Here is a 10,313-nt window from a genome sequence, read left to right on the forward strand (position 1 = left end):
CCGGTTCTTCGGGCGCGGTCGCGGAGGGCTGGGACAAGCTGATCGCCGCGCAGATCGATATCCGCACCCGGCCGTGCAACCTGCATGAGCTGCGTCCCCGACTGATGGAGCGTTGACCTCTTCAAAACAAGGCGCCGCCTCATTCAGCGATTGCCGCACATTTCTATTAAAAGTGAACGACCACCGGCTTTAGCCGGCGGAGTATGTATACCACGGCCATGATCTTTATATAACTTAAAACGATATTTATTCAGTTTTAAATTCTTTTATAGCATTTAAAACGATCATTAATATGCTTCTGAATCTAGTTTTAAGATCAGTCCAGCAAGACGTACCGCGATGAGCGACAGCGACAATTCGGCCCAAGGCGTCGACGCCGATCTAATCGAGTTTCTTCGACGCGCTATCGAGACGATGGATTTCGGCGCGGTCGAGATCACGATCCACAACGGTGCCGTGGTGCAAGTCGAACGCAAGGAAAAAGTGCGGTTCAGTCCACCGAAAACCGGTACCCGCACCGCCGGCGGAAACCGCTCGTAAGCGCGGCCTGCCGGCAACCCGCCGACCGGACCTCCGGAGACGAGAAACAGGACGCACATCAACGCCGCGGGTCAGCGCGCGTTGTACACCGCCGTCCATGACCCGGTATTGCCCGCGCGCAACGCGGCGGGCGATGCGTTATCAAACCGACATCGTGGCTAGGCCGCCGATGCGGTTTTCTCGACCGGAGGCCCGTATGCAAGACACCACCATCGAATCGCCGATAAACGACCGGACGTCTCCGGAGCACGGTCACGAAGACCGCGCCGAGCACGCCCCCCTGATTGGCAACCCCGAGCCCTGGGCCGCCTGGGAGACCCGGCTTGTGCTTTGGAGTCTCGGGTTCGGCCTAGGCGGGCTCGTGGTCCTCGGGCTCGTCGTGCATCTGGTGTTCGGCTGAGCGAGGCGCGGGCAAGCGGTACGGCCATGCGCATAGCTATCGAGCTTGATTACAACGGCGGCCGTTGGCACGCGACGGGTAACGGTGTGCGCGTCAGCGCACCCGATCTGGCCGGTCTTGACCGGCGCATCGAAGCCGCACTTGCCGAATCCGGCGACTTCCATGCCGGCGATCAGGTGCTCGCGGCGATGACCGTGCGTCGCGTGGTACTGCCGTCGTGGCTGGCCCAATACGCCGGCCACTACTTTAACCGGCGCGCACGGCTGACCGTCGCGCCGCAACCGGAACGTAGGGGGAATAAGGGATGAGTGACAGCAACCGCCGTTGGTACGACGGCATGGTAAGTACCGAGGATTGGTGGTCCGTGTGGCTGGGGCTGGCGCTGTTCGCCGCCGGTTTCGCCTCGATCTGGGGCTGGGATCTGGTCGGCTGGATGGTCGAGCCCGGCACATGGGCCATCGGTGGGCCCGGCCATTGGCTCAAAATGACCGGCTACGCCGACTGGCCGCCGCTGGCCGGGCTGGTGGTGACCTATCTCGTGTTCACCGTGCTCGTCGGCCTCGGGGCCGCCGCCATGCGTTTCGACCTACGTCGTTTCTTCGCGGCCTGGACGGCGTTATTCGCGCTGACCTGGGTGCTCTGGATTGTCGGCCATGAGGCGCACTTCGCAGCCACGGTCAACAAGTTCGACCAATACGGCATCGGCTGGGGCCTGTCGTTCGGCGGCGGTTTTTCCTACATCCTCGCGGTCGTGGTCGGGCTGGTCCTCGCGAATTTCTGCAAACCCGTCGCGCGTTTTTTGCGGGAAGCGGCCCGGCCGGAATGGTTCATCAAAGTGGCGATCGTCTTTATGGGCGTCAAGATCGGGCTGAAGTCCATGCAGGCGGCATCGTCCGTGTTCGAGCTGGCGCTGGCCAGCGCGGCGGCCGCCTTCGTGGTGTATCTGCTGATCTGGCCGGTGATGTACTGGGCCGGCCGGCGCCTGTTCAAGCTGCCGCGGGACGCCGCCGCGGTGCTGTCTTCCGGCATCTCGATTTGCGGCGTCTCCGCCGCGATCGCCACCGGCGGCGCGATCCGGGCCCGGCCGACCTTGCCGGCCGCGGTGGCCATGCTGATTGTAGTGTTCGCGGTATTCGAACTGCTGATCCTGCCCGGTTTCTACGCCGCGTTCTTTCCCCATGAGCCGATCGTCAACGGCGCGGCGCTGGGGATGACGGTCAAGACCGACGGCGCCGACGCCGCGGCCGGCGGAATCTTGAACCAACTCATGGTCGCGGACGCCGCCAACCGCGGCCTGGACTGGTCCGGCGGCTGGATTTTAAACGCCGCCATCATGACCAAGCTGTGGATCGATATCTTCATTGGCGTGTGGGCGTTTATTCTAGCCGTGCTCTGGACCCGGCACGTCGAAGGCGGCGCGCGCGAAGCGGCGGTCAGCAAGTCAGAGATTTGGTTTCGTTTTCCAAAGTTCATCCTGGCCTACATCGTGGCCTGGTTCGCTTACCTGGCGATCGCCACGCTGGCGCCGGCCCTGATCGGCGCCGCCTCGCAGGGCGCCGAGATCGTCGAGGGCGCGATGCGGCATTTCTTCTTCATGCTGACCTTCGTCAGCCTCGGCCTGATTACCGATTTCAGCAAGCTGCGGGGCATGGGGCGGCTGGCGGTGTTTTACGGCGCCGGCCTGATCGTGTTCATCGCGCCCCTGGCCTACGCCGTGGCCTGGCTGTTTCACCACGGCATGACGCCCGCCGCGCTGCGCGTAGCCGGTGGCTGATCAGCAACCGCTTTGCACATGCACTCACGGACTATCGTATGAACATCAACTATCTCATCGTACCCGGGCTGGATAACAGCGACGACCGGCACTGGCAGTCGCGCTGGGAGAAGACTCTGGACGGCGCGGTGCGCGTGAACCAGCGCGACTGGCAGACGCCCGATTTACCGGTGTGGTCGGCGGCCATCGAGGCCGTGTTGCGCCGCGCGGCGCGGCCGCCGATGATCATCGCGCACAGTTTCGGATGCTTGGCCGCGGTCCACGCGGCCGCCCGGTATCCGGCATCCGTGGCTGGTCTGTTTCTCGCCGCGCCCGCCGACCCGGATCGCGTCGGCAATAGTCAGGCGCTGCCTTATAACGATTTGCCGATGCCCTCTTTGTTGATCGCCAGTACAAACGATCCGTGGCTGTCATCGATATCGGCACGTTCGTTGGCCAACCAGTGGGGCAGCGTTTTCGTCAACGCCGGCCGCGTCGGTCATCTCAATCCGGCGAGCGGCTATGGACCGTGGCCCGAAGGCTGGGCGCGGCTCCATCAATTAATCCACACGCTTGATCTTACAAGCCGGGCGTCGAACATTGCATGACAGGGGAGACAACGATGCGAGCTTTTGATGATACCGCGGCGCCCGGAATCGCCAACCCGAGCCCGGCCGACGCATCCGTAGGGGAGCGGCCTGCCGTGCACTGCTATCGGCCGTGGCGGCCCTGGGAGATACGACGCGGCGGCTGGCGGCTTGTGTTGGGCGCGGTGGGCCTGATCGTGCTCGCCGGCGTGCTGACCCTCTTGCGAATCGGAGAGCGGCCGGAGGCCCATGCAACGCGTTAACACCCGCAACCAGTTCCGCGGCACCGTGGTGCACATCCTCGAGGGCCCGGTGATGTCGGAAGTGGCGATCGAAACCGCCGCTGGGCTGTTGTCCGCGGTGATCACCACCTCGTCGCTCGAGGCGATGGCGTTGCGCGTGGGCGATCCCGCGGTGGGGTTGTGCAAGGCCACGAACGTGCTCGTGGGCAAAATCGAAGACAGCGGCCATGTGCCTGCTGATTCATAAGCCATCCGGGGTTTTGGTGCCGGATGCATTGTTGCGCGCCGCGATAGCGTTCAACGGCGACGGGTTCGGCCTCATGGGCATCGGAGCCGACGGCGGTGTGATCATCGAGCGCCGGGTGGGGTTATCAATCGACGCCCTGCGCGACCGGCTCGCCGATCTGCGACACGCGGAGATCGCGGTTCATCTGCGTCGGCGCACTTACGGCGCCCCGTCGTTGAGCAACGTGCATCCTTTCGAGGTGGATGACGGCATCTATCTCATGCACAACGGTAATCTGCGGTCGCGGGTGGCCGAGCCGCGCCAGTCCGATACCTGGCATTTCGTGCGCGACGTGCTGCGCCCGCTCGCTCAAAAGTGGCCCGGGATATTGCATAGCGAGGCGTTCGCGCGCCTGCTCGACTCGGTAATGGACCCCGGCAACCGGATGATCCTGTTCGACGCCCGAGCAGGCCGCCTGCGCCTCATCAATCGACACGCCGGCATCGAGATCGAGCACGATGGGCTTTGGATCGGCAGTGCTCGTTGGTTGGATACAAGCGTTTATCCCGTGTCCGCGAACCCGCCGCCGCTGCCGGCACTCGTCGGCTGGGGTTGACGGTTGCGTGTAAACGCGACCCTGCCGCGCGGGTGCTTTCTTATATTTATTTTAACTATATAAATATTATTTATTATTATTTTTAATTATTTAAAATGCAAGCAGACTATGGCTTCGGTCCAATAGGCAACACGCACGCCGCATCGTATTGTCTTTCACGCGTCGCCTAGCCACGCGGGCCATACTCACCATACCGAGCCGACCGGACCACCGGACGTTCGAGCCATTACTTCGCTTCTTTTTAAAGGAGATGAGCCATGCGCTTCGACATCCGGTGGCACGGCCGTGCCGTTTTGATTCTCGGGTTGCTCGCCGCGGCCGCCTCGATTCCGGCCAACGCGGCCTCCAAGGACCTGCTCAACGTCTCGTTCAGCGTCACCCGGCAGATTTTTCAGGCCTACGATCCGGTATTCGCAAAATACTGGCAACAAAAGACCGGCGAGACGATCGACATTCATGATTCCTACGGTGGCTCCGGCAGCCAGTCGCGTGCGGTGATCGCCGGGCTCGACGCCGACGTGGTTACATTATCCGCCGCGGCCGATGTGAACGCCATCGCCGACAAGACGGGACTGCTGTCCAAGAACTGGCGGTCTCGCTTGCCCGACGACAGTTCGCCGTACTACACGCCGGCGGTGTTTCTGGTGCGCAAGGGCAATCCGAAAGATATTCACGGCTGGGCCGATTTGATCCAGAAAGGCGTACAGGTAATCACGCCCAACCCGAAAACTTCCGGCTCGGCGCGCTGGAATTTCCTGGCCGCCTGGGCTTACGGCGAAAAACAAGGCGGCGATAAAGCAGCGCGACAATACGTGACTCAGCTGTATCGGAACGTGCCGATGCTGCCGGAAAGCGGGCGCAAGGCCACGACCGCATTTACCCGCAGTGGAACGGGCGACGTGCTGCTCACCTACGAATACGAAGCGAAACTCGCCCAGAAGAATTTTCCGGATGAGGATTTCCAAATCGTGTATCCCAAGTACACGATCAGCATCCAGCCGGTGGTCGCCGTGGTCGAGAAAACAGCCGTGCAACACGGCACCGAGAAGCTCGCGCAAGCCTATTTGCGGCATCTGTGGAGCGACAAAGCCCAGCAGATTATCGCCGACAACGGCCTGCGCCCACGCAATAAGAAAATCCTGGCTCAACACGCCGAGGATTATCCGGCCGTGGATATCTTCACCGTGCCGGATAAATTCGGCGGCTGGCGCCAGGCTCAGGAGCGTTTTTTCGATGCCGGCGCGATCTTCGATCAGATCTATCGCTCGGCGCGATAATCGGCAACGGATTGCTTCATGGCCATACTTTTGCGACGGGCCAACCCGTTGCCGGGCTTCGTCCCGGCGACGGGTCTGACCTTGATCTATCTCAGTCTGCTGGTGCTCATTCCGCTGGCTGCGATCGTCATCCGCGCGGCGGGGCTGAGTGCGGCCGAATTCTGGCATGTGGTGACGTCGCCGGAAGCGCTCGCCTCTTATCGGCTGACTTTCGGCGCCGCGTTCACCGCGGCGGCGATCAACGCGGTGTTCGGTTTTATCGTGGCCTGGGTGCTGGTGCGCTACCGCTTTCCGCTGCGGCGCCTGCTGGATGCGTTGATCGATCTGCCGTTCGCGCTGCCGACCGCGGTGGCGGGTATCGCGTTGGCTACGCTATACGGCTCAAGCGGCTGGCTCGGCCGGCCGCTGGCGGTCCTCGGCGTGCAGGTGGCCTATACGCCGGCGGGCGTGTTCGTGGCGCTCATTTTCGTGGGGCTGCCGTTCGTGGTGCGCACCGTGCAGCCGGTGATCCAGGAACTTGAAATCGAGCAGGAAGAAGCCGCCGGCAGTCTCGGCGCCAACCGGTGGCAGGTGTTTCGGCGCGTGATTCTGCCGGCGCTGTGGCCGGCGGTCGTCACCGGTTTCACGTTGGCGCTGGCCCGCGGCATCGGCGAATACGGCTCGGTGATCTTCATCGCCGGCAATATCCCCGGCGTTTCGCAGATCACGCCGGTCGTGATCGTGACCCGGCTCCAGGAGTTCGATTATCCGGCCGCCAGCGCGGTTGCGGTGACTTTGCTCGCGATCTCGCTGCTGCTGTTGCTCGCGATTAACGGCTTACAACAATGGCGTGCGCGCCGTGAGGGGCGGGGCTGATGGCGAGTATCATCAATGAGGCGAGCGTAGGTTCGCCGGTCTCGGGCGTCGCGAAGACAAAAGCGGTGGCCGACGAATCGCCGTGGGTGCGCCGGGGGCTGATCGGCCTGGTGTTCGTGTTTCTCGGCGTGTTTCTGGTCATGCCGCTGGCCGTAGTGCTCTCCGGGGCGCTCGCTCAGGGCTGGGATGTCTACGCCAAAGCCGTCGCCGACCCGGATACGCGCTCGGCGGTGATGCTGACATTGTGGGTGGTCGCGATCACCGTACCGCTGAACACGATATTCGGTGTTGCGGCGGCCTGGGCGCTCGCGCGCTTCGATTTTCGCGGCCGCAGCGTGCTGACGTCGCTGATCGATTTGCCGTTCGCCGTATCGCCGGTGGTGGTCGGACTGGCTTATGTGCTGGTCTTCGGTCGCAATGGCTGGCTCGGGCCGTGGCTGTCGGCACACGGTGTTCAGGTCATCTTCGCCGTACCGGGCATGGTGCTGGTGACGATGTTCGTGACCGTGCCGTTCGTGGCGCGAGAACTGATTCCGGTGCTCGCCGAGCGCGGCCAGGAGGAAGAAGAAGGCGCGTTGTCGCTAGGCGCCTCCGGCTTGCAGACGTTTTTCCGCGTCACCCTGCCCGCGGTGAAGTGGGGGCTACTCTACGGCGTGGTGCTCACCACGGCGCGCGCGCTTGGCGAGTACGGGGCGGTGTCGGTGGTGTCGGGCCGCGTACCGGGCGAAATGGAAACGCTTACGCTGCGCGTGGACATGCTCTACCAGAATTACCAGGCGACCGCCGCCTTCGCCGTGGCCTCGCTGCTGGCGGTGATCGCGCTCGTCACGCTCGTTCTCAAGACCTACCTCGGGGACCGGAAAGACGATGCCAAACCTGCATAGAGTCGAATTATGAGTATCCAGATATCCGGCGTATCGCGCCGCTACGGCAATCACCAGGCGCTGGCCGACATCGATCTGCGGATCGAATCCGGCGAACTGGTGGCGCTACTGGGGCCTTCTGGCTGCGGTAAGACCACGCTTTTGCGCATTATCGCCGGGCTCGAACAGCCTGATACCGGCACGCTCGAACTCGAAGGCCAGGACGTCGTCGACCGCCATGTGCGAGAGCGCGGCATCGGCTTCGTGTTCCAGCACTACGCGCTGTTCCGGCACATGAGCGTGTACGAGAACGTGGCCTTCGGCTTGCGCGTGCGCCCGAGAAAGCAGCGCCTCGTTGAGGCTGAGATCAAGCGCCGCGTGCACGAACTGCTCGAACTGGTGCAGCTGGACTGGCTGGCCGATCGTTATCCGCCGCAGCTCTCCGGCGGCCAGCGCCAGCGCATCGCCTTGGCCCGCGCCTTGGCGGTCGAGCCGCGCGTGCTGTTGCTTGATGAGCCCTTCGGGGCCTTGGATGCCAACGTACGCCGGGATCTGCGGCGCTGGCTGGTGCGCCTGCACGACGAGTTGCACGTGACCAGCGTATTCGTCACCCACGATCAGGAAGAGGCGATGGAGGTCGCCGACCGCATCGTGGTCATGAACGCCGGCCGCATCGAGCAATACGAGCGCCCCGAGGTCGTCTACGAGCGGCCGGCCTCGGCGTTCGTATCGCGTTTTCTCGGCGACGTGAATTTTTTTCACGGCCGCATCCTCGACGGCGCGCTGCACACCGAAGCGTTCGGCCTCCGGCCGCACGAAGCGGCCGAACAACCCAGCGACGGCGCGATCCAGGCCCACGTCCGGCCGCACGAGATGGTGTTGCACCGCAACCCGCGAGAATCGAGCCAGTTGCTCAAAGCCCGGGTCAAACGGGTCCGGCCGCTGGGCGCCGAGGTGCGGATCGAGCTGGCCGCCGATGACCATGAGCGGCCGGTGCAGGCGGTGGTCCCGCGCCAGCAGTTTATCGAGCAGCGCTACGAGGTCGGCGAAATCGTGTTCGTCGAGCCGACGCAGATCCACGTATTCGCCGATCGCGCCGGCTTCGCGGCCAGGTCGATCGCGCCGGATGCGTGAATTAAATGTCTTTCAATTCAAGCAGGAGAAAGTGATGGACTCAGGGAGAATATGGCGGGCAGGCGTTATGACGGCTGTCGTCGCCGCTGCGGCCGTGCACGTGCCGGCCGCGATGGCGCAAGCGGCGCCGAGCAACGCCGAACTGGCCAATTTGGTGCGCCGACAGGCGGCACAGATCAAGCGTCTGAGCGCGCGTATCGATCAACTCGAACAGCACAACAAAACGCGCAACCAGGCCGCCGCTTCGGGCATGAGTTCGAATACCGCCGACGGCGGCGCGCCGCGCCGGACTCGGCCATCGGTAGCGTCCGGTCCGGCGTCCGCAAAGGCGGCCTACGCCAGTGGCGGTGGACAAAACAATGCCAAGCTGGAGCAGCGCGTCTCCCAGCTCGAAAAGGACCACGTCAAGGTCGACTGGTCCGACGGCGCGCCGGAGTTTGCGAGCCCGGACGGCGATTACACTTTCGGCATCGGCGGCCGCATTCAGTACGATTTCTCGTCCACCTTCGGCTCGCGCTACGATGGTAAAGTTGATTACGCCGACGCTAATTCGCGCAACATCACGGGCTCGGAATTCCGGCGTTTGCGCCTCGATGCGCACGGCCGGCTGGCCGGCTGGGTGCTGTATAAGCTGGAAGTCGACTTCGCCGATAATTCAGTCGGGCTGCGCGATGCCTATCTGGCGGCATCGAAAAACTTCGAACTGGGTAAGGGCGTGGTCTATCTCGGCAGCAAGTTCGCCGACCGCGGGCTGGATGCGCGTACTTCGTCGAAGTGGACCTGGTTCACCGAACGCAACACGGTCGCCAACGGCATTCAACCGGATTCGGGAAGCTATCTGACCGGCATCACCGGCGAGTTCTACGGCGACGACAACTGGCATGCCTCGCTGGGCATCAACAAGGGCTCGAACACCGGCGATAACACCGATAGCAACAACTTTACCGTGCTCTCGCGTGCCCACTGGAACCCGATTGCCAAGGATGACGTCATCCTCCACGTCGGCGCCAATGGGTTCTACGAGAACTTCGAGGGCGACAACACGACCGATTATCGGCCCAACGTCACCATCGGCGGCCATTACAACGACAATTTGCGTATCCGCAGCGCGGCCATCGACCCAAGCACCAGTACCGCCTACGGCTTGGAACTGGCCGGTCTGGCCGGGCCGTTTGCCGCCGGCGCCGAATGGGGCCACCGTACGCTGTTCGGCCGCGGCGCCGGCGATAATCTAAGCTACGAAGCCTACTCGGCCCAGCTTGGCTATGCGTTGACCGGTGAACAGTTCGGCTATTCGACCAAGCAGGGCGTATGGACACGCCCCAAGATCGCGCACCCGGTGACCGAGGGCGGGATCGGCGATTGGGAGCTGGTGGCGCGCTACGAGGCCATCGACTTCGAGAACAGCCGGGTCTTTCAGGGCGGCACCGGCCACGGCACCTCGGTCGGCCTGAACTGGTATCTGAACAAGTTCACCCGCGTGCTGCTCGACTACACCCACTGGCGCACCCACAATCGCCACGCGCCTTATGCGTTGGCCGACGACGGCAACAGCATCAACGCCCGCGCCCAGGTGGTGTTCTAGAACACTCGGCCGCGACCGAAAAAAGCCCCGGCCGAGCGATCGGCGGGGCTTTTTGCATGCGCCGCCGCCCGACCCTTTCAGGCGGGCGGCGAGGCGGATCAGCCCTTGTTGTAGGCCGCGATGGATTTCTCGATTTCGGCCTTGGCCTTGGCGGCGTTCTCCCAGCCGCTGATCTTGGACCACTTGCCGTGCTCGTGGTCCTTGTAATGTTCGAAGAAATGGGAAATCTTGTTCC

At 63.2% G+C, this 10,313-nt stretch carries 14 protein-coding genes; 13 read left to right on the plus strand and 1 reads right to left on the minus strand.

Features of this window, described 5'->3' with window-relative positions; genetic code table 11:
• Nucleotides 1-339: 339 nt before the first annotated feature.
• The 13 genes from VFJ08_RS08590 (at nt 340) to VFJ08_RS08650 (ending at nt 10,078) form a co-directional block, all read left to right on the plus strand.
• Nucleotides 340-540: a YezD family protein gene (locus VFJ08_RS08590; protein ID WP_324996783.1), complete on the plus strand. Its 201-nt coding sequence runs from the start codon at nt 340-342 to the stop codon at nt 538-540.
• Nucleotides 541-736: 196 nt separating this feature from the next.
• The gene (locus VFJ08_RS08595) at nt 737-940 is read left to right on the plus strand and encodes a hypothetical protein (RefSeq protein WP_324996784.1); all 204 of its coding nucleotides are present in this window, start codon (nt 737-739) and stop codon (nt 938-940) included.
• 26 nt (nt 941-966) lie between these two features.
• Nucleotides 967-1,248: a DUF5395 family protein gene (locus VFJ08_RS08600; protein WP_324996785.1), complete on the plus strand. Its 282-nt coding sequence runs from the start codon at nt 967-969 to the stop codon at nt 1,246-1,248.
• Nucleotides 1,245-2,714 carry a putative sulfate exporter family transporter gene (locus VFJ08_RS08605; RefSeq protein ID WP_324996786.1) on the plus strand — a complete coding sequence of 490 codons (1,470 nt, stop codon included), beginning with the start codon at nt 1,245-1,247 and terminating at the stop codon, nt 2,712-2,714. The genes VFJ08_RS08600 and VFJ08_RS08605 overlap by 4 nt, the downstream gene beginning before the upstream one ends.
• A gap of 38 nt (nt 2,715-2,752) precedes the next feature.
• Nucleotides 2,753-3,301, plus strand: a complete 549-nt coding sequence (locus VFJ08_RS08610; RefSeq protein WP_324996787.1) for an alpha/beta hydrolase — start codon at nt 2,753-2,755, stop codon at nt 3,299-3,301.
• Nucleotides 3,302-3,315: 14 nt separating this feature from the next.
• Entirely contained in the window at nt 3,316-3,543 is a 228-nt protein-coding gene (locus tag VFJ08_RS08615) for a hypothetical protein (protein WP_324996788.1), read from the plus strand.
• Nucleotides 3,530-3,769 carry a TOBE domain-containing protein gene (locus VFJ08_RS08620; RefSeq protein ID WP_324996789.1) on the plus strand — a complete coding sequence of 80 codons (240 nt, stop codon included), beginning with the start codon at nt 3,530-3,532 and terminating at the stop codon, nt 3,767-3,769. Before VFJ08_RS08615 ends, VFJ08_RS08620 begins: the two co-directional genes overlap by 14 nt.
• A complete protein-coding gene (locus VFJ08_RS08625) occupies nt 3,750-4,364 on the plus strand; it encodes a hypothetical protein (protein WP_324996790.1) in 615 nt (204 codons plus the stop codon). The genes VFJ08_RS08620 and VFJ08_RS08625 overlap by 20 nt, the downstream gene beginning before the upstream one ends.
• Before the next feature lie 257 nt (nt 4,365-4,621).
• Nucleotides 4,622-5,641: a sulfate ABC transporter substrate-binding protein gene (locus tag VFJ08_RS08630; protein WP_324996791.1), complete on the plus strand. Its 1,020-nt coding sequence runs from the start codon at nt 4,622-4,624 to the stop codon at nt 5,639-5,641.
• Between the two features lie 18 nt (nt 5,642-5,659).
• Nucleotides 5,660-6,496, plus strand: coding sequence for a sulfate ABC transporter permease subunit CysT (gene cysT, locus VFJ08_RS08635; RefSeq protein ID WP_324996792.1), 837 nt, complete (start codon nt 5,660-5,662; stop codon nt 6,494-6,496).
• Nucleotides 6,496-7,380 carry a sulfate ABC transporter permease subunit CysW gene (gene cysW / locus VFJ08_RS08640; protein ID WP_324996793.1) on the plus strand — a complete coding sequence of 295 codons (885 nt, stop codon included), beginning with the start codon at nt 6,496-6,498 and terminating at the stop codon, nt 7,378-7,380. Before cysT ends, cysW begins: the two co-directional genes overlap by 1 nt.
• 9 nt (nt 7,381-7,389) lie before the next feature.
• Nucleotides 7,390-8,493, plus strand: coding sequence for a sulfate ABC transporter ATP-binding protein (locus VFJ08_RS08645; RefSeq protein WP_324996794.1), 1,104 nt, complete (start codon nt 7,390-7,392; stop codon nt 8,491-8,493).
• A 67-nt stretch (nt 8,494-8,560) separates the two neighbouring features.
• Nucleotides 8,561-10,078, plus strand: a complete 1,518-nt coding sequence (locus VFJ08_RS08650; RefSeq protein WP_324996795.1) for an OprO/OprP family phosphate-selective porin — start codon at nt 8,561-8,563, stop codon at nt 10,076-10,078.
• Between the two features lie 98 nt (nt 10,079-10,176).
• Here VFJ08_RS08650 and VFJ08_RS08655 read toward each other — a convergent pair whose 3' ends face one another.
• Complete coding sequence (locus tag VFJ08_RS08655) at nt 10,177-10,305, minus strand: inorganic diphosphatase (protein ID WP_414707046.1); 129 nt, start codon at nt 10,303-10,305, stop codon at nt 10,177-10,179.
• Nucleotides 10,306-10,313: the final 8 nt, after the last annotated feature.

The sequence above is a fragment of the Salinisphaera sp. genome, from assembly GCF_035690525.1.
Taxonomy (GTDB): Bacteria; Pseudomonadota; Gammaproteobacteria; order Nevskiales; family Salinisphaeraceae; genus Salinisphaera.

Bases quoted from the DNA above. Each gene is read 5' to 3' on its own strand.
- VFJ08_RS08620 (WP_324996789.1), top strand. From the start codon at position 3,530: ATGCAACGCGTTAACACCCGCAACCAGTTCCGCGGCACCGTGGTGCAC.
- VFJ08_RS08595 (WP_324996784.1), top strand. From the start codon at position 737: ATGCAAGACACCACCATCGAATCGCCGATAAACGACCGGACGTCTCCG.
- VFJ08_RS08650 (WP_324996795.1), top strand. From the start codon at position 8,561: ATGACGGCTGTCGTCGCCGCTGCGGCCGTGCACGTGCCGGCCGCGATG.
- VFJ08_RS08615 (WP_324996788.1), top strand. From the start codon at position 3,316: ATGCGAGCTTTTGATGATACCGCGGCGCCCGGAATCGCCAACCCGAGC.
- VFJ08_RS08645 (WP_324996794.1), top strand. From the start codon at position 7,390: ATGAGTATCCAGATATCCGGCGTATCGCGCCGCTACGGCAATCACCAG.
- VFJ08_RS08590 (WP_324996783.1), top strand. From the start codon at position 340: ATGAGCGACAGCGACAATTCGGCCCAAGGCGTCGACGCCGATCTAATC.
- VFJ08_RS08605 (WP_324996786.1), top strand. From the start codon at position 1,245: ATGAGTGACAGCAACCGCCGTTGGTACGACGGCATGGTAAGTACCGAG.
- VFJ08_RS08600 (WP_324996785.1), top strand. From the start codon at position 967: ATGCGCATAGCTATCGAGCTTGATTACAACGGCGGCCGTTGGCACGCG.
- VFJ08_RS08610 (WP_324996787.1), top strand. From the start codon at position 2,753: ATGAACATCAACTATCTCATCGTACCCGGGCTGGATAACAGCGACGAC.
- VFJ08_RS08630 (WP_324996791.1), top strand. From the start codon at position 4,622: ATGCGCTTCGACATCCGGTGGCACGGCCGTGCCGTTTTGATTCTCGGG.
- cysT (WP_324996792.1), top strand. From the start codon at position 5,660: ATGGCCATACTTTTGCGACGGGCCAACCCGTTGCCGGGCTTCGTCCCG.
- VFJ08_RS08625 (WP_324996790.1), top strand. From the start codon at position 3,750: ATGTGCCTGCTGATTCATAAGCCATCCGGGGTTTTGGTGCCGGATGCA.
- cysW (WP_324996793.1), top strand. From the start codon at position 6,496: ATGGCGAGTATCATCAATGAGGCGAGCGTAGGTTCGCCGGTCTCGGGC.